This is a genomic window from Pseudomonas sp. S30_BP2TU TE3576, from assembly GCF_050436025.1.
Lineage (GTDB): Bacteria > Pseudomonadota > Gammaproteobacteria > Pseudomonadales > Pseudomonadaceae > Aquipseudomonas.
In genome coordinates this window covers 1,634,734-1,652,360 of sequence record NZ_JBNDLK010000001.1, presented here as the reverse complement: position 1 = coordinate 1,652,360, position 17,627 = coordinate 1,634,734, and the positions used below count along the sequence as shown (strand labels likewise).

Annotated in this window: 11 protein-coding genes; 10 read left to right on the top strand and 1 reads right to left on the bottom strand. The window is 58.0% G+C overall.

What is annotated here, in order from left to right:
- The first annotated feature begins 31 nt into the window (after positions 1-31).
- The 7 genes from ABIA48_RS07460 (at position 32) to ABIA48_RS07430 (ending at position 8,960) form a co-directional block, all read left to right on the top strand.
- A complete protein-coding gene (locus ABIA48_RS07460) occupies positions 32-1,069 on the top strand; it encodes an acyltransferase (protein WP_429487622.1) in 1,038 nt (345 codons plus the stop codon).
- A gap of 9 nt (positions 1,070-1,078) precedes the next feature.
- The gene (locus ABIA48_RS07455; RefSeq protein WP_429487620.1) at positions 1,079-2,050 is read left to right on the top strand and encodes a hypothetical protein; all 972 of its coding nucleotides are present in this window, start codon (positions 1,079-1,081) and stop codon (positions 2,048-2,050) included.
- A gap of 37 nt (positions 2,051-2,087) precedes the next feature.
- Positions 2,088-3,287, top strand: a complete 1,200-nt coding sequence (locus tag ABIA48_RS07450) for a glycosyltransferase (protein WP_429487618.1) — start codon at positions 2,088-2,090, stop codon at positions 3,285-3,287.
- A 112-nt stretch (positions 3,288-3,399) separates the two neighbouring features.
- Complete coding sequence (gene asnB, locus ABIA48_RS07445; RefSeq protein ID WP_429487616.1) at positions 3,400-5,271, top strand: asparagine synthase (glutamine-hydrolyzing); 1,872 nt, start codon at positions 3,400-3,402, stop codon at positions 5,269-5,271.
- Complete coding sequence (locus ABIA48_RS07440; RefSeq protein ID WP_429487614.1) at positions 5,261-6,499, top strand: glycosyltransferase family 4 protein; 1,239 nt, start codon at positions 5,261-5,263, stop codon at positions 6,497-6,499. The genes asnB and ABIA48_RS07440 overlap by 11 nt, the downstream gene beginning before the upstream one ends.
- Positions 6,500-6,552: 53 nt before the next feature.
- Positions 6,553-7,737 (top strand): glycosyltransferase family 4 protein, encoded by a 1,185-nt coding sequence (locus tag ABIA48_RS07435; protein ID WP_429487612.1) that lies wholly within the window; start codon positions 6,553-6,555, stop codon positions 7,735-7,737.
- 359 nt (positions 7,738-8,096) lie between these two features.
- Complete coding sequence (locus ABIA48_RS07430; RefSeq protein ID WP_429487610.1) at positions 8,097-8,960, top strand: DMT family transporter; 864 nt, start codon at positions 8,097-8,099, stop codon at positions 8,958-8,960.
- A gap of 174 nt (positions 8,961-9,134) precedes the next feature.
- Here ABIA48_RS07430 and ABIA48_RS07425 read toward each other — a convergent pair whose 3' ends face one another.
- Positions 9,135-10,028: a DMT family transporter gene (locus ABIA48_RS07425; protein ID WP_429487608.1), complete on the bottom strand. Its 894-nt coding sequence runs from the start codon at positions 10,026-10,028 to the stop codon at positions 9,135-9,137.
- Between the two features lie 158 nt (positions 10,029-10,186).
- Between ABIA48_RS07425 and aceK the strand changes: the two genes are divergently transcribed.
- The 3 genes from aceK to ABIA48_RS07410 all read left to right on the top strand — a co-directional run bounded on the left by aceK (position 10,187) and on the right by ABIA48_RS07410 (position 17,471).
- Positions 10,187-11,905, top strand: a complete 1,719-nt coding sequence (gene aceK / locus ABIA48_RS07420) for a bifunctional isocitrate dehydrogenase kinase/phosphatase (protein WP_429487607.1) — start codon at positions 10,187-10,189, stop codon at positions 11,903-11,905.
- A 189-nt stretch (positions 11,906-12,094) separates the two neighbouring features.
- On the top strand, positions 12,095-16,006 hold the full coding sequence (hrpA, locus tag ABIA48_RS07415; protein ID WP_429487605.1) for an ATP-dependent RNA helicase HrpA: 3,912 nt from the start codon (positions 12,095-12,097) through the stop codon (positions 16,004-16,006).
- A 343-nt stretch (positions 16,007-16,349) separates the two neighbouring features.
- The gene (locus ABIA48_RS07410; RefSeq protein WP_429487603.1) at positions 16,350-17,471 is read left to right on the top strand and encodes a beta-ketoacyl-ACP synthase III; all 1,122 of its coding nucleotides are present in this window, start codon (positions 16,350-16,352) and stop codon (positions 17,469-17,471) included.
- Positions 17,472-17,627 lie beyond the last annotated feature (156 nt).

Below are 17,627 nucleotides of genomic sequence, written 5' to 3'. Positions count from 1 at the left end.
CAAGATTGTTACATATGGAACTCTTCTTTCAATGACTCAAACTATCAGCAACAACGGTGTCAGATTGCGTGACCCGAGCCTGGATTTTATTCGGGTCGTCGCTTGTCTGGCGGTAGTTTTGCTGCACGTTTCTGCGCGCCCGATCTACATGCAGAATGAAATGAGCGGCTGGGCCTGGCTGTTGGGCAATATGGTCAGTTCGTTGACGCATTGGTGCGTGCCGGTTTTTGTAATGCTCAGTTCAGTGTTGATTCTGGGTAACAGCAAAACGACGTATTCCCATGTTCTTAAATCGCGGGTTCCGCGAATGCTGGCGCTGCTGTTTATATCGACGGTGATTTACGCACTGTGGATGAAGTACTTTCAGCATGCTTTCGACTGGACAACCTTCCTGCGATCCGTTGTTCAGGGGCAGCCTTATTATCATTTGCACTTTTTCTATCTGATAATAGGTTTGTATTTTATTGCTCCGCCATTGTCGCAGGCGGTGGTGAACCTGGAGGAAAAGGATTTTCGCAACGCGGTGATCGCCACCAGCATTCTTACCATGGTGACGTTCGCCTGGAGCACGTTTTCCAGAACCTACACTCCTAATGGCGGGAGTTTCTCCTGGTCTTACATCAGCTATTTCTTGCTCGGCCATTACCTCTACAAGTTTCGCCCCAATCTTCCCTACGTGATGATTACGGTCTTGGGTTATCTCTGCACCGTGGTGGGGACCGAGGCGCTGGCCGTGGGTATGGGGAACACCTACACCTGGAAGTTGTATTTCTACAGCTATTTCAGCCCGACAGTATTTGCCATGTCTGTTGGTGTATGGGGTGTTTGTATCCAGCTCGCCGGCAAGATCAGGATCCCTGCACTGAAGGTCCTGGCACCTCTGACATTACTGGTCTACATCATCCATCCGATTTTCATGGAATTGCTGCGCTTTGCGTACGGCAAGATTTCTGTGTCGCTGATGAGACCCGTGATCGAAGTACCGTTGACGTTTGCGTTGACCACGTTGTTCGCTTTTCTGGCTGCTTATTTTCTGTATCAAAGCTCTTCTGTTCGTCGATTATTTTAAGGATATAAAGTGAGTAATTCTAAGGGTCGTGCAGTTACATTGGCCTCGGTTGCTTTAGTGGCAGTGGCTGGATTTGGGTATGCCTGGAAAAACAACCTGTTGCAAGGCAACGTCTTTGATTGGGGCAGTGAACCCATCATCAAGATTCAACCTTCGTCTGAAGACTCCATGCATGTTGAGTATCCTTCCGTTTATAAGGTAGGTGATGCCACCGCATTGATGTATTCGGGATACGGTGATGACCATCGCTGGAGAATCAAACTGGCCACGTCTCAATCCGGCGGCGACTTCATCAAGCAAGGGAATATCTTTGATGAAAAAAAGCTGCCCTTCAAAGGTGGCTACGCGTTTCCCTTTGTACGTAAAGCCAGCGTGGCCGGAACGCCGGTTTACGAAATGTATTTCTCTGTGACCGAGGATGGGGCGTCGAATTACTCGGCAATTTATCGCTCTACCAGCGCCAATGGCTTGAGTTGGGGCGCGCCGAAAAAACTGATCGGCGAAAGTGCGCTGGATCCGATTGTGTTCAATCAGAACGGTCAGGACATCATTCTCTACACTGCTTCGATCGATGGTTCCAATGTGATCAAGGCTGCCAGTTTGAACGTTGATGGCACGGCGGGTCCGAGCCGGATTGTCTATTCGCCCGACGGCGGTCTCTACACACTTGGCGTGGTTCACGTGAACGACAAATCGGTGATTTTCGTGGAAACGGAAATGAGCTGGGAGGCCATGTGTTTCGGCGCCTCGGGCAATTTGATCGCCGCCAGCGCAGAGCCGGTTTTCCAGTTCAAGGAATCCACCGAACAGAAGTGGGACGGTTTGAAGTACGGCATGTATTTCTTTGAAGATGCCAATGCCCCGGCTATTTATTACAACGGTATTGAAGCCCATGGCGTCGAGCAGGGTGGTCAGATCGGCGTCGGAAGTTACAAACTCGACAACTTGTCCCGCAAGTTGAAAACCGTCAACTGTTTGTGAAATACGACAACTACGGCCGCGGCTAATGAATATTTTGATGACGACCGCCGATCATCTGATGATTGATCGGCGTATTTTGCAGGAAGCCCAGACCCTGGTTGAACAGGGGCATCAAGTGACTTTGCTGGCGGGCTTCGAGTGCCCACAACGTGAGTCCTATGTGCACAATGGCGTAAAGATCGAACGCTTCGTGTTCGATTGGGGAGACTCTCGTTTTTCCGCCCTGGCCCGTTGCTGCAACCTGACGCCAGGGAGCAAGACGTACGGCCGGGCCTGGCGTCTGTTCCGGGCCTGGGCCAATCGCGTGGCAAACCTGAACAGCTTCGAGCAGTTCATTCTCGATCGGATGATGGAATATCAGGTGGACGTACTTCACGTGCACGACTTTCCGATGCTTGCCCCTGCAGTCGAGGCGGCGAAGGTACGCAAGGTTCCACTGATCTATGACGCCCACGAGCTGTATTACTCTCAGGTACAACTTCCCAAGGCAATTCAGGAAAAATACAAGAAGAAAGAGGCGCGCCTGATCAAGCAGGTCGATGCGGCGATCACGGTCAATCCGTACATCGCCAAACTGATGGCCGAACGTTACGCCGTCGCCTCACCCGATGTGATCATGAATGCTGCACCCAAAATGCCGAAGGCGACGACGTCGCTTCTGCGTCAACGCTTCGGGTTGAGTGCTGATGCCAACATTTTGTTGTATCAGGGCTGGATATCCGACAATCGGGGGATCGAGCGGATCGTCGAGGCTGCGGCCAATTTTACTGAAAATACCTACCTGGTACTGGTGGGGTATGGCGCGTTCGAAGACACGTTGAAGCAACTGGTCGCCGAGCGAAACCTGGACCAGCGAGTGTTTTTCTACGGTGGCGTGCCGTCCGATGACCTGCACGAACTGACCTGTGATGCTGATCTGGGGATCATCCCTTACCACGGCGTCGACGAGAACAACTTCTTCTGCAGCCCTAACAAGCTGTTCGAGTTCGCCATCGCCGAACTGCCCTACATCAGTAACGATTTGCCGTTCCTGCGTGACATCGCGCATACCTACGGCAACGGTTTGTTGGCAGATCTGAATTCCGCAGGCTCCATAGCAAGCGCTGTCAATCAGTTGTTCAGTGACCCGCAGAAACTGGCGTCGTTGAAGACCGGGGCCATGAAAGCCCGTGAGGAAATCAACTGGGAAGTGGAAGGCGCGAAATTGCTGGGTATTTATCAACGCGTCATCGGCTGATCCTGGGTTCTCAGGAAGTTTTGATGCTGCGTCAGTCATTGTTCGTTTAATCCAGGATTTTTTTATGTGTGGTATCGCAGGGGTCGTTACAGTTTCAGGGACGCCGGATTCGATGAAAGGCTCCGTTCTGAAGATGATGGACTCCATTCGCCACCGGGGGCCCGATGGCGAGGGCATCTGGCTGGATCCTGCGCGTCCTGTGGCGCTGGGACACCGGCGTCTGGCAATCATCGATCCGGAGCACGGCAAGCAGCCGATGACAACGCAAGACGGTCGTTACACCATCGTCTTCAACGGGGCCATCTATAACTACCTGGAGTTGCGACGTGAGCTGATCAGCCGCGGTCATCCGTTGCACAGCTATTCGGACACTGAAGTGCTGCTGTATGCCTTCCACGAATGGGGTGAGCGATGCGTCGATCGACTCTTGGGAATGTTTGCCTTTGCAATCTGGGATCGCGCCGAACAGCGTCTTTTTTGCGCCCGTGATCGCATTGGCATCAAACCCTTTTATTACCATTTCGATGGCCGCAAGCTCAGTTTTGCCTCCGAGATCAAGGCGCTGTTTGCCGACGGAAGCGTCAAGGCCGAAGCGAATTCCGACGGCCTTCAGGACTACCTGACGTTCCAGTTCTGTCTGGACGAAAAAACGCTGTTCAAGGGCGTTCAGAAACTCGAGCCGGGCTATCTTCTCAATGCCTGGTTCGAAGGTGATCAACTGAAGGTCAAGTCCCGCAAGTACTGGGACCTGCAGTTCGATATCGATGGAAGCCACGATGAGCGTTATTTCGTCGATAACCTGGCGGCACTTATCGAGGACTCGGTGCGCATGCATCTGCGGTCCGATGTACCGCTGGGAGCACACCTGTCTGGCGGCCTGGATTCCAGTGCGGTGGTCTGCCTGGCGTCCAGAATGTTGGGTGGTGAGCAACTCAAAACGTTCACCGGCGCTTTTCACGAAGGCCCGCAGTTCGATGAAACCGGGCATGCCAAGACGGTTTCTGCGTTTGCCGGGACCGATTACAACGAAATCTACATTCCCGGTAACGAGCTGGCAGATGTGCTGCCAAAGTTGATGCACTTCATGGACGAGCCACTGGCCGGTCCCGGTTTGATTCCGCAGTATTATGTTTCGCGCCTGGCCGGGGAACACGTAAAGGTCGTGCTGGGCGGGCAGGGCGGTGATGAGTTGTTCATCGGATATGCCCGTTACATGGCCGCCTATCTGGAGAAGTGCCTCTCTGGAGCGATCAATGAAAACGCGCATCAGCACCGCTACGCGGTGTCCCTCGAATCGATCATTCCGAACTTGCCCCTGCTCAAGACCTATCAGCCGATGCTGCAGGGCTTGTGGCGCGAAGGTCTGTTCTCATCGGCGGACCAGCGTTATTTTCGCCTGATCGACCGCAGTGAAGGCATGTCGCAGTTGTTCAATCAGGGCGCCTTCGACAAGGGGTACTCGCCGTTCGAGTCCTTCCAGAAAATCTTCAATCGGGAAGGTTTGCATTCGCTGGTCAACCAGATGACTTACTTCGACCTCAAGGGCTCCATGCCGGCCCTGTTGCACGTTGAGGATCGCACCAGCATGGCCGCCTCCATCGAGTCACGAGTACCGCTGCTGGACCACCGCATTGTCGAGTTCATGGCGCGTGTTCCTCCGAACATCAAGTTTGCCGGTGGACGCATGAAGCATCTGTTCAAGGAGTCGGTGCGCAACATTATTCCGCAACAAATCTTCGACCGTAAGGACAAGATGGGCTTCCCGACGCCATTGGCTGCCTGGACCAAAGGTGTGGCTCGTGATTTTGTGCGCGATACCTTGCTGTCTGACCGGGCGCGCCAACGCGGCTTGTACAATGTAGAGGCCGTGGAAAGTGCTCTCGATAACGAGCGTGAGTTCGGCCGTGTGGTCTGGGGCTTGTTGTGCCTGGAACTCTGGCACCGCAATTTTATTGATGGGGACTTGTCGCTCAATGCACGTTGAAGGCCGCGCAGCCAATCGCTCGATCCTTATGTTGTGCAATGACCGACAGATTGATCGACGAATCATGTTGCAGGCGGACAGCCTGGAGCAGGCAGGTTGGCAAGTGCGGATTCTGGCGATGCCGCTGGATGAGCCGGTTGAAGATGATTCCCGGGTCACTCGCGTCGGGCAGAATGCCTCACAAACGGCGCTTCGTGAGAACCGGGTACTTTCGACGTACAAGTTTGTGCGCCGCTATCTGAGCATGAATGGCGGCCCTATGCGGTTGCTCAAAGCCCTGGCCTGGCGGTTTCTGGTAGATCAGGAACGGTTTTACCTGCGCCTGTTTCTCGACCAGGCTCGGCAGATGCGGGCTGATGTGGTGGTGGCCCACGACCTGCCGATGCTGGCCGTGGGACGTGCGCTGGCAGCCGAATTTTCGGCAAAGTTGGTATACGACAGTCACGAACTGTATTGCGAACAGGAGTTCAGCCGTGCACAAGGTCGCAATTGGGCACTGATCGAGCAACGTCACATTGGCGCATGTGACCTGGTCATTACGGTCAATCCGTCGATCGCCAATGAGCTGGAGCGACGTTACGACCTGACCGATGTGCAGGTCATTCACAATGCCGAACGGGTGTCGCCACTCGGGCCGCGATCCTGGTACTTGCATGACCGCTTTGCGATTGCACGCAGTCACGCGGTCCTGTTGTTCCAGGGCGGGCTGTCGGCTGGGCGGCACTTGCCCGAGCTGGTCAACGCAATGACACAGCTCAAGAATCAGACAGTGAACCTGGTGTTGCTGGGGGACGGTCAGTTGGGGGCAGCGCTCGCTACTCAAGTCAGGCGTCTAGGGCTCGAGGAGCGTGTACATCTGCACCCAGCCGTGCCACAACGGGATCTGCTGGCAATCACGGCCACTGCCGATGCTGGAGTGATTCCTTATCAGGCGATCTGTCTGAACAACTTCTACTGCACACCTAACAAGCTTTTCGAGTTCATCGCAGCCGGCTTGCCGGTACTGGCCAGCGACCTTCCGGAGCTACGCCGTATCGTCGCGGACAGCAACATCGGGCAGGTCGCGGACCTGTCCAGTATCCAGTCGATGGCGGCGGCTATGGACGGCTTTTTCCGGGACCCAGCCAGACTTCAAGAGTGGCGCGACAGTCTTGCCGTTGTCCGTGAACGGTTCAGCTGGCAAGTTGAAGGTGCTCGGCTGCAAGCACTCTATGAGCGTCTTCAATGAAAGTCTGCATGGTTTACCAGTACTACCAGGGACATGCGTCTCCAGGACATTCGTTGATTTACGAACTGACTCAGTTCCTTGCCGACAGAGGTCATGATATGACCGTTGTCAGCGGTGAGACGGGCTATATGCGCAGCGAAACGATTACCCGTCCGTGGCACAAACGACTCATGCGTTGGGAACAGGATGGATTGGTGAAAGTCATGCGTACTTACACCTATTCACAGTTGCACAAAAGTTATCTGGGTCGGTTACTCAGCTTTCTGTCTTTTTCGCTGACCTGTCCGTTGGGCTTGTTGTCCATGAGTCGGCCCGATGTGGTGATTGCTTCCTCACCTCCGATTTTCCCGATGTTTTCCGTTTGGCTGGTTTGTAAAATACGCCACATTCCCCTGGTGCTCGAAGTCCGTGACATCTGGCCTGAGTCTGCCGTGCAGATGGGGGTACTGCGCAATCGTCGATTGATCGCCATCATGAGCTGGATCGAGCGGGTACTTTATGACAAGTCCCGACGGATCGTTGCCCTCACCGAAGGAATTCAGCAGAACATTCGCGATCGCGGCTGGGAGCACGAGAAAGTGGAGTTGGTGACGTGCGGTGTCAATTTCGATTTATTGTATCCAGACGAACAGTTGCGCTGTGAAACAAGACAGCGCATGGGCTGGAAGGATCGTAAGGTTGTCCTGTACTTTGGCGCCCTTGGAGAAGCGAACAATAGTGCGGTGATACTCCGGGCCGCAGACGTTTTGCGGTCTGAACCGCAGGTTCTGTTCGTGCTGATGGGGGACGGGATGATGAGTCGGACGTTAAAAGAGATGGCCCGGGACATGGGCTTGAGTAACGTACAGTTTCTTGATCCAGTCCCCAAGCAGCAGGCCAATGCCTACTTGAATGCCGCCGATATCTGCCTGGTGACGTTGCAGGATATCCCGCTGTTCGAAGGCGCTATACCGACCAAGTTGCTCGACTACATGGCTTGCGCCAAACCGGTACTGTGCGGCGTGCGTGGCGAAGCGCAGCGAATCATGGAAAAAGCGGAGGCGGGGCTGGCATTCGCGCCGGATGACGAAAAAGGGCTTGCGCGATCGGTCCTTGAGCTTTGCAGCGATCCGGTCCGCAGTGGCGATATGGGCAAGAATGGTTTGGCGTATGTTCGTCAGTTTTATTCGGCCCAAGCATCGCAAAGTAAAATGGAAGGCATTTTGTATGATGTCGTCCGTGAGTTTGATGCTACGTGAATCTGGATCCATCCATTGCCAATGGTGTCGAGCGCTGGTTATAGTCAGCGCTCGGCAGGTTCATGACCTGCGTTTTCCACCTTCAAAATAGATCAGCCCAATGCCTGCATTCCACATCAACGCGGTAGTCGATTCAGCGGTCAACGCTGGCGTCGTGCCGTGCGGGAATCAGCAGCCCGGGCAGATCAGTCATTACCCCCCACCTGTCAGTAGCACGCCGGTGTGCGCAGTCGTATCACCGCCAGGCGTTGGCATTTCGGGCTGATCAGCTTTCATCTGCTGTCCCATGCCCGCCTGAAAAAACTACTGAACTTCAGCTTTTGCTGAGTTGGCTTTTTGCCTGACTACAGGTGGTATTCATGTTTGTCCTTTCGAAAAAGTCCGCGCTCGCGGCGGCGTCCACGAGCCTGTTCGTTCTGCTGTGGAGCAGCGGGGCGATTTTCTCCAAGTGGGGGCTGGCCCACGCATCGCCCTTTGCCTTTCTGATGTTTCGTTTCGTCATCGCGCTTTGCGGTCTGGTATTGCTGGTGCCGTTGCTCAAGCTGAAGTTGCCCAAGGGCGGCAAGCCGATGCTGTATGCGATGGCCACCGGTGTGGTGTTGTTGGGGGCTTATCAGATTTTCTATCTGCTGGCCCTCGACCTGAAAGTCACGCCCGGGGTGATGGCGACCATCATGGGCGTGCAGCCGATCCTCACGGTGGTGCTGATGGAGCGCCAGCGCTCCTGGAGCCGGATGTTCGGCCTGGCCCTGGGGCTGACGGGGTTGATCATGGTGGTCTATCAGGGCATCGGACTGGCCGGGATGTCGCTGGCCGGGATGTTTTTCGGTTTACTGGCGCTGGCGAGCATGACGTTTGGTTCGATCATGCAAAAACGCATCACTGACAATCCCCTCGGAACGCTGCCGGTGCAGTACCTCGCGGGGCTGTTGTTGTGCGGAGTGTTCGTGCCCTTCCAGCCGTTTCACTTCGAACACAGCAGCGGTTTCATTGTGCCGGTGCTATGGATGGGGCTGGTGGTGTCGGTGCTGGCGACGCTGTTGCTGTACCGCTTGATCGCCCGGGGCAATCTGGTGAACGTCACCAGCCTGTTTTATCTGGTGCCGGCGGTAACGGCGGTGATGGACTACCTGATCTTCGGCAACCGTCTGGCGCTGTTGAGCCTGCTCGGCATGCTGTTGATCATCGTCGGACTGGTGTTTGTGTTCCGTAAATCGGCGTAAACCCGAGAAGGCCTGGAGCATTGCTCCGGGCCTTTGTGATTGTCGGTGCCTGGGCTGACGCCATCGCGAGCAAGCTCGCTCCCACAGTGGTCAATGTTGAACACAAGTCTGCGATCAGCGCTGAATCCTGTGGGAGCGAGCTTGCTCGCGATGGCGATTTCAAACACGACAAAGTTATCGGGCAGCCACCTTCGCCGGCTTCAACACCAACCACAACGCCAGCGCAATCAACATTCCGCCATACACATGCGCCATCGACAGTGGCTCATCGAGAAACAGCGCCCCCCACAACACGCCGAACAGCGGGATCAAGAAGGTCGTGGTCATCGATTTCACCGGGCCAATCGAGCTCAGCAGCCGGAAGTAAATAATGTAGGCAAACGCCGTGCAGCCCAAACCTAACCCCAGCAACGAAAGCCAGACGCTCCAGCCGCCCCAGCTCGCCGGTGGCTGGTTGAACACGCTGTAGCCGAACAGCGGCAGCAGGAACAAGGTCGCGCCGAGCATGCTGCCCAGTGCCGACAAGCGGCTATCGAGACCGCCGGCCTGATCGAGCCAGCGCCGGGCCAGAAACCCCGCAAAGCCGTAGCAAGTGGTTGCGAGCAGGCAGGCGACGGCTCCCATCAGCAGTTCCATATCGAACGCCACCGGACCGGCACGGGTCAGCACGCCTACGCCAAACAACCCCAGGAACACGCCACCGAGCTTGGCGCCAGTAAGCCGTTCATGGAAAAACAGCCCGCCGATCAGCACCCCCATCAGTGGCGTCGTGGCATTGAAAATCGACGAATAACCGGCAGGTAGCACCTGCGCGGCCACCGAATAGAGCGTCGCTGGAATCCCGGAGTTGATCACCCCGAGCAGCATCACGGTCTTGAGTTTGCCCTTGAAGTCCCAACTGATGCGTATCAGCCCAAGAATCACCAGCAGTCCGGCAGCGGCTATCGAGACACGGAAAAAAGCGGTAGGGATGCTGCCAATCACCGGGGCAATGATGCGCATGAACAGGAAACTCGCACCCCAAATGGCCGCCAGGGACAGTAACCGGAAAATATCGACGGGGCTCACAGCGCGTTCCTTCCATGATGAAGGGGCGAAAGTGTTGCTGAGTGTGTGATCGATGGCAACCGAAAACCGGGCATTCAATTCGCCGGGAAAATTACGCTTCTCCTGCACCCGGTTCACTGGCTAAGCTCAGCCTTCCGAATTCCCGCAGAGGTCTCACCATGCCGCAGCAGTGGCCAGCCGCCGACATCGCTCGCTTGATCCTCGATGGCTTTGACGATTACCGCGAGCATTTCCGCCAGATCACCGACGGCGCCCGGGCCCGCTTCGAACAGGCCCGGTGGCAAGAGACGCAATCGGCGTCGGCGGCGCGGATCAATCTGTACGAAGAAAAAGTCGGTGAAACGGTGGAGCGCCTGCGCACTGCGTTTGACACCGATACGCTGGACGTCAGTTGCTGGCCGCTGGTCAAAAGCGCCTACATCAGCCTGATCGACCTGCGCTTCGACGATGAACTGTCCGAGACCTGGTACAACTCGATTTTCTGCGGGCTGTTCAGCCATGACCTGATCAGCGACGGCTGCATGTTCATCCACACCACCCGGCCGAGCCTGCGCCGGGCCCGGGCCGCGCAAACCCGCACCTACAAGCCGCAAGGCCAATTGTCGGCCATGCTCGCCAGCATCTTTGCTGACTACCGCTTCAGCGAGGATTACGCCGACCTGCCCGGTGACCTGCAACGCCTCGAAGCGCAGCTGCGCGAAAACCTGCCGGACTGGGTGTGCAAGGACCCGGAGTTGAGCGTCGAGCTGTTTTCCTCGGTGCTGTACCGCAATAAAGGTGCATACCTGGTGGGGCGTATCTACACCACCGATGAGCAATGGCCGTTGGCAATTCCCTTGTTGCACCTCGAAGGTCGCGGTATCCAGATCGATGCGCTGATCACCGACGAAGCGGACGTGTCGATCATTTTCTCCTTCACCCGCTCGTATTTCATGGTGGATGTGCCGGTGCCCGCGGAGTTCATCGGCTTCCTCAAGCGCATCCTGCCGGGCAAGCACATCGCCGAGCTGTATACCTCGATCGGTTTCTACAAGCATGGCAAGTCGGAGTTCTATCGGGCGCTGATCAATCACCTGGCCAACACCGATGACCAGTTCATCATGGCCCCCGGCGTGCGCGGCATGGTCATGAGCGTGTTCACCCTGCCGGGGTTCAACACCGTGTTCAAAATCATCAAGGACCGTTTCTCGCCGTCGAAAAACGTCGACCGCGCCACGGTGATCGAAAAGTACCGTTTGGTGAAGAGCGTCGACCGCGTCGGGCGCATGGCCGATACCCAGGAGTTCGCCGACTTCCGTTTCCCGCTGAGCAAGTTCGCCCCGGCGTGCCTGGAAGAACTGCTGGAAGTCGCACCGTCGACGGTGTCGGTGGAAGATGACACGGTGCTGATCCGCCACTGCTGGACCGAACGCCGCATGACCCCGCTGAACCTGTACCTGGAAAACGCCAACGAGGCGCAGGTGCGAGAAGCGCTGGAAGATTACGGGCTGGCGATCAAGCAACTGGCGGCGGCCAACATCTTTCCCGGCGACATGCTGCTGAAGAACTTCGGTGTTACCCGTCACGGCCGGGTGGTGTTCTACGACTACGACGAGATCTGCTTCCTCACCGAGGCCAACTTCCGCCACATCCCGCAACCGCGCACGCCGGAAGATGAGATGGCGTCCGAACCCTGGTACTCGATCGGGCCGCTGGACGTGTTCCCGGAAGAGTTTCCGCCGTTTCTGTTTGCCGACGCGGGGCAGCGCAAGTTGTTCGATCAACTGCATGGCGAGCTGTACAACGCTGACTACTGGAAAAGCCTGCAGGAGGCGATTCGGGCGGGGAAGGTGATTGATGTGTTTCCGTATCGGCGCAAGGGCCTCGATAACGAGTAGTTTTCTGCGATTGCTTCGCAATCGATCGCGAGCAAGCGCGCTCCCACATTTGACCGTGGCGTACCCCGATTTTGTGGTCGCTATAGATCCCGTGTGGGAGCGAGCTTGCTCGCGATCGGCCGCGCAGCGGTCGTAAAATCTGCGACAATCGCCCCCCTTGCGCCACTAGACGACTGAATTGCGTACCTGATGACCGACGAATCGCCCTCCATCGACAAACTGCTGAAAAACCTCGATCACGCCATGCTCGCCGACCGCCACCGGCTGCGGCGGCAGTTGCTTGAGCTGCGCAAGAAACCCGACGAGGCCAGGCTGGGCCAGTGGGTGGCGCGGATGCAGGCGTCCTGTGAGCAGGTGCTGGCGCGCAAGGCCAGCCTGCCGGTGATTCGTTACGACGACAGTTTGCCGATTGCCGCCAAGCGCGATGAAATCAAGAAGGCGCTGGAAAAGCACCAGGTGCTGATCATTGCCGGCGAAACCGGTTCGGGTAAAACCACCCAGTTGCCAAAGATCTGCCTGGAAATCGGTCGCGGCCAGCATGGCCTGATCGGTCACACCCAGCCACGCCGGATCGCTGCGCGCAGCGTGGCCAGCCGGGTGGCCGAAGAACTCGGCACGCCGCTGGGCGCGCTGGTCGGTTATCAGGTGCGCTTCGAGGATCAGAGCGACTCCAACACCCTGATCAAGCTGATGACCGACGGCATCCTGCTGGCGGAAACCCAGAACGACCGCTATCTGGAACGCTACGACACGATCATCGTCGACGAAGCCCACGAACGCAGCCTCAACATCGATTTCCTGCTCGGCTACCTCAAAACCCTGCTGCCGCGTCGCCCGGACCTGAAAGTCATCATCACCTCGGCGACCATCGATCTGGAGCGCTTTTCCAAGCACTTCGACGATGCGCCGATTGTCGAAGTGTCCGGGCGTACCTTCCCGGTGGACACCTGGTATCGCCCGCTGACGCTTGAGCAGGACGAAGAAGGTAATCGCGTCGAAGATGACTTGACCGTGGATCAGGCGATCCTCGCCACTCTCGACGAAATCGCTGCGTATGAGCGCAGCGAACGCCGCAGTCCCGGTGACGTGTTGGTGTTCCTGCCCGGCGAGCGCGAGATTCGCGACGCCGCCGACATGCTGCGCAAGGCTCAGCTCAAGCACACTGAAATCCTGCCGTTGTATGCGCGCCTTTCGCCGGCCGAGCAACAGCGGATTTTCCAGTCGCACCCGGGCCGTCGCGTGGTACTGGCGACCAACGTCGCGGAAACCTCGCTGACCGTGCCGGGCATCCGCTACGTGATCGACAGCGGCACCGCACGCATCAGCCGCTACAGCTACCGCGCCAAGGTCCAGCGCCTGCCCATCGAAGCGATTTCCCAGGCCAGCGCCAACCAGCGCAAGGGCCGTTGCGGACGGGTCGAGCCGGGTATCTGCGTGCGTTTGTACAGCGAAGAGGATTTCCTCGGTCGCCCGGAATTTACCGATCCGGAAATCCTCCGTACTAACCTCGCGGCGGTCATTTTGCAGATGTTGCACCTGCGCCTTGGCGAGGTCAGCGCGTTCCCGTTCATCGAACCGCCGGATGGCAAGGCCATCAGCGACGGTTACAACCTGCTGCAAGAACTCTCGGCGGTGGACCGCAACAGCCAGTTGACCCCGCTCGGTCGTCAATTGGCGCGGCTGCCGGTGGACCCGCGCATGGGCCGCATGCTGCTGGAAGCGGCGAAGCTCGGCAGCTTGCAGGAAGTGCTGATCGTCGCCAGCGCCATGTCGATCCAGGACCCGCGCGAGCGCCCGCCGGAGCGTCAGCAGGCGGCGGATCAGGCCCACGCCCAGTGGAAGGACGCCGACTCGGACTTCGCCGGACTGGTCAATCTGTGGCGCGGTTTCGAAGAGCAGCGTCAGGCGCTGGGTGCCAACCCGCTGCGCAATTGGTGCCGCAAGAATTTCCTGAATTACCTGCGCCTGCGCGAATGGCGCGACTCCCATCGTCAGTTGAGCCTGATCTGTCGCGACATGCAGCTGAGCCTCAATAAAGAGCCCGCGGACTATCCGAAGCTGCACAAAGCGGTGCTGGTGGGGTTGCTCAGCCAGATCGGCCAGAAAACCGAAGAGGGCGATTACCTTGGCGCGCGTCAGCGGCGCTTCTGGATTCACCCGTCCTCGGGCATCGGCAAGAAACGCCCGCAATGGCTGATGACCGCCGAGCTGGTGGAAACCACCAAGCTTTATGCACGTATGGTTGCCAAGATTGACGCCGACTGGATCGAGCCGCTGGCCGGGCACCTGATCAAGAAAAACCACTTCGAACCGCATTGGGAAAAGAAGCGCGGCCAGGTCGTGGCGTTCGAGCAGATCACCCTGTTCGGGTTGATCGTGGTCGGTCGCCGGCCGGTGCATTACGGTCCGGTCGACCCGGTAGTGTCCCGCGAACTGTTCATCCGCGAAGCGCTGGTGCGCGGCGAGATCCAGTCGAAAGCCCGGTGCTTGACTGCCAACAAACAACTGCTGGAGCAACTCGACGAACTGGAAGCCAAGGCCCGCCGTCGCGACATCCTTGCCGATGAAGAAACCCTGTACGCCTTCTACGACGCACGTCTGCCGGCGGAGATTCATCAGACGGCGACTTTCGACAGCTGGTACCGGATCAACAGTCAGAAAGATCCGCAACTGTTGATCATGCGTGAAGAAGACGTGCTGGCCCGTGAAGCCAGTGAGGTCACCGCGCAGCATTACCCGGATACGCTCCACATCGGCGATCTGGAATTGGCGCTCAGCTATCACTTCGAACCCAACCATCCACGGGATGGCGTGACCCTGCGCGTGCCGGCACCGCTGTTGCCGATGCTGCCGCCGGAACGCCTGGACTGGCTGGTGCCGGGTGTCATCGAAGCCAAGTGCATTGCCCTGGTGCGCAACCTGCCCAAGGCCCTGCGCAAGAACTTCGTGCCGGTACCGGACTTCGTCAAGGCCGCCCTGCAGCGCATGACCTTTGCCGAGGGCTCGCTGCCCCAGGCGTTGGGTCGCGAATTGCTGCGCATGACCGGAGCGCGGGTCAGCGATGAGGCCTGGGCCGAGGCGGCGCAGCAGGTCGAAAGCCATCTGCGGATGAACCTGGAAATCGTCGACGGCCAGGGCAAGTTCCTCGGTGAGGGGCGCGATCTGGCCGAACTGACGGCGCGTTTCGCCGAGGCCAGCCAGGCGGCATTGGCGGTGCCGCAAACCGCGAGGAGCCAGCAGCCGGTGGAGCCGAAAGTGTTCGCCGCTGTGGCCGAGAAAACCCAACAGAAGATCGCCGGGCTGTCGATGACGGTCTATCCGGCGCTGGTGGAAGAAGCCGGCACGGTCAAGGAAGGGCGTTTCTCGACCCCGGCCGAAGCCGAGTTCCAGCATCGCCGTGCCTTGCAACGCTTGCTGATGCAGCAACTGGCCGAGTCGGCAAAATTCCTCCGTGGCAAGTTGCCGGGCCTGACCGAACTGGGCCTGCTGTACCGCGACATGGGGCGTGTCGATGCGCTGGTGGAAGACATTCTGTTGGCCAGTCTCGACAGTTGCATTCTCGAAGGCGAAGAGCCGTTGCCCCGTGACGGTGCCGGTCTGGCGTCGCTGGCCGAGCGCAAGCGTGGCGCCTGGACCGAGCACGCCGAGCGTGTGGCGAAGCTGACCCTGGAAATCCTCAAGCATTGGCATGGCCTGCAAAAGCGCTTCAAGGGCAAGATTGATCTTGCGCAAGCCGTGGCCCTGAACGACATCAAGCAGCAACTCAGCCACCTGGTGTATCCGGGGTTTGTGCGGGAAACGCCGATGCAGTGGCTCAAGGAGTTGCCGCGTTATCTCAAGGCCATCGAACAGCGTTTCGAAAAAATCGGCGCCCAGGTTCAGCGGGACCGTGTCTGGAGCGGTGAATTGAGCGGCCTGTGGACGCAATACCAGACCCGCGCCAACAAACATGCTCAGGAAGGCAAGCGCGATCCGCAGCTGGAGTTGTATCGCTGGTGGCTGGAGGAATACCGGGTGTCGCTGTTTGCCCAGCAATTGGGGACCAAGGTGCCGATTTCCGACAAGCGCCTGAACAAGCAGTGGTCGCAAGTCGAGCCGTAGACCCGAGACCGGTGCAATATCCTGTGGGAGCGGGCTTGCTCGCGAAGGCGGTGTATCAGGCAACAGTGGTATCGACTGACACGACGCCTTCGCGAGCAAGCCCGCTCCCACAGGTCAGGTGGTGTATCAGTGGGAGTTTGATCCAGCAAATAGGGGCGAAATGCCCACGTTTATGGCAAACTTCGCGCCTATAAACGCCGGCCCCGCGGTTTTGAGCCTTCATGGTTACGGGCGGGTCGGAATAAAGCGATGCCAGGTTTGCGTCCCCGGACGGGAATAGACCCTTTGCGTGTTGGTACGACGGTGCCAATGCTTTCTGCCTGAACAGATTAGAGACACGACCATGCATAACGTCGTCATCAGCGGCACCGGCCTGTACACCCCGGCCAACAGCATTTCCAACGAAGAGCTGGTGCAGTCTTTCAATACTTACGTGGCGCAATTCAACGCCGACAACGCCGATGCCATTGCACGCGGTGAAGTGCAAGCATTGACCGAGTCCAGCGCCGCGTTCATCGAGAAAGCCTCTGGCATCAAGAGCCGCTTTGTCATGGACAAGGAAGGCATCCTTGACCCGCAACGCATGGCCCCGCGCCTGCCGGAACGCTCCAACGACGAGTGGTCGGTGCTGTGCCAAATGGCCATCGGCGCTGCCGAGCAAGCCCTGCAGCGCGCCGGCAAGACTGCCGCCGACATCGACGGCGTGATCGTCGCCTGCTCCAACCTGCAACGCGCTTACCCGGCCATTGCCATCGAAGTCCAGGAAGCGCTGGGCATCCAGGGTTTCGGTTTCGACATGAACGTGGCGTGTTCTTCGGCGACCTTCGGTATCCAGACCGCCGCCAACAGCGTGCAACTGGGCCAGGCCCGGGCGATCCTGATGGTCAACCCGGAAGTCTGCACCGGCCACCTGAACTTCCGTGACCGCGACAGCCACTTCATCTTCGGCGACGCCGCCACCGCGGTGATCATCGAACGTGCCGACCTGGCGACGTCCAAGTACCAGTTCGACATCGTCAGCACCAAGCTGCTGACCAAGTTCTCCAACAACATCCGCAACAACTTCGGCTTCCTCAACCGCGCGGCGGAAGAGGGTATTGGCGCCAGGGACAAACTGTTCGTGCAGGAAGGTCGCAAGGTGTTCCGCGACGTGTGCCCGATGGTGGCCGAACTGGTGGCTACGCACCTGGAAGAGAACCAGCTCAACGTCAGCGACGTGAAGCGCTTCTGGCTGCACCAGGCCAACCTCAGCATGAACCACCTGATCGTCAAGAAACTGCTGGGCCGCGACGCCACCGAACAGGAAGCGCCGGTGATTCTCGACACCTACGCCAACACCAGTTCCGCCGGCTCCGTGATTGCCTTCCACAAGAACCAGGACGATCTGGCCGCCGGTTCGCTGGCCGTGCTCAGCTCGTTCGGCGCCGGTTATTCGATTGGTAGCGTGTTGCTGCGCAAGCGCTGATTCTGCGATCTTTTTTTGCGGGGCTTTTGTGGCGAGGGGGCTTGCCCCCGTTCGGCTACGTAGTAGCCGCAAGTCAGATTGACACAGTGTTTCTGGTAAAACGCGGTGACTGGTCTTGGGATCGCTTCGCGATCCAACGGGGGCAAGCCCCCTCGC

Bases quoted from the DNA above. Each gene is read 5' to 3' on its own strand.
- ABIA48_RS07460 (WP_429487622.1), top strand. From the start codon at position 32: ATGACTCAAACTATCAGCAACAACGGTGTCAGATTGCGTGACCCGAGC.
- ABIA48_RS07450 (WP_429487618.1), top strand. From the start codon at position 2,088: ATGACGACCGCCGATCATCTGATGATTGATCGGCGTATTTTGCAGGAA.
- asnB (WP_429487616.1), top strand. From the start codon at position 3,400: ATGAAAGGCTCCGTTCTGAAGATGATGGACTCCATTCGCCACCGGGGG.
- ABIA48_RS07440 (WP_429487614.1), top strand. From the start codon at position 5,261: ATGCACGTTGAAGGCCGCGCAGCCAATCGCTCGATCCTTATGTTGTGC.
- ABIA48_RS07430 (WP_429487610.1), top strand. From the start codon at position 8,097: ATGTTTGTCCTTTCGAAAAAGTCCGCGCTCGCGGCGGCGTCCACGAGC.
- aceK (WP_429487607.1), top strand. From the start codon at position 10,187: ATGCCGCAGCAGTGGCCAGCCGCCGACATCGCTCGCTTGATCCTCGAT.
- hrpA (WP_429487605.1), top strand. From the start codon at position 12,095: ATGACCGACGAATCGCCCTCCATCGACAAACTGCTGAAAAACCTCGAT.
- ABIA48_RS07410 (WP_429487603.1), top strand. From the start codon at position 16,350: ATGCATAACGTCGTCATCAGCGGCACCGGCCTGTACACCCCGGCCAAC.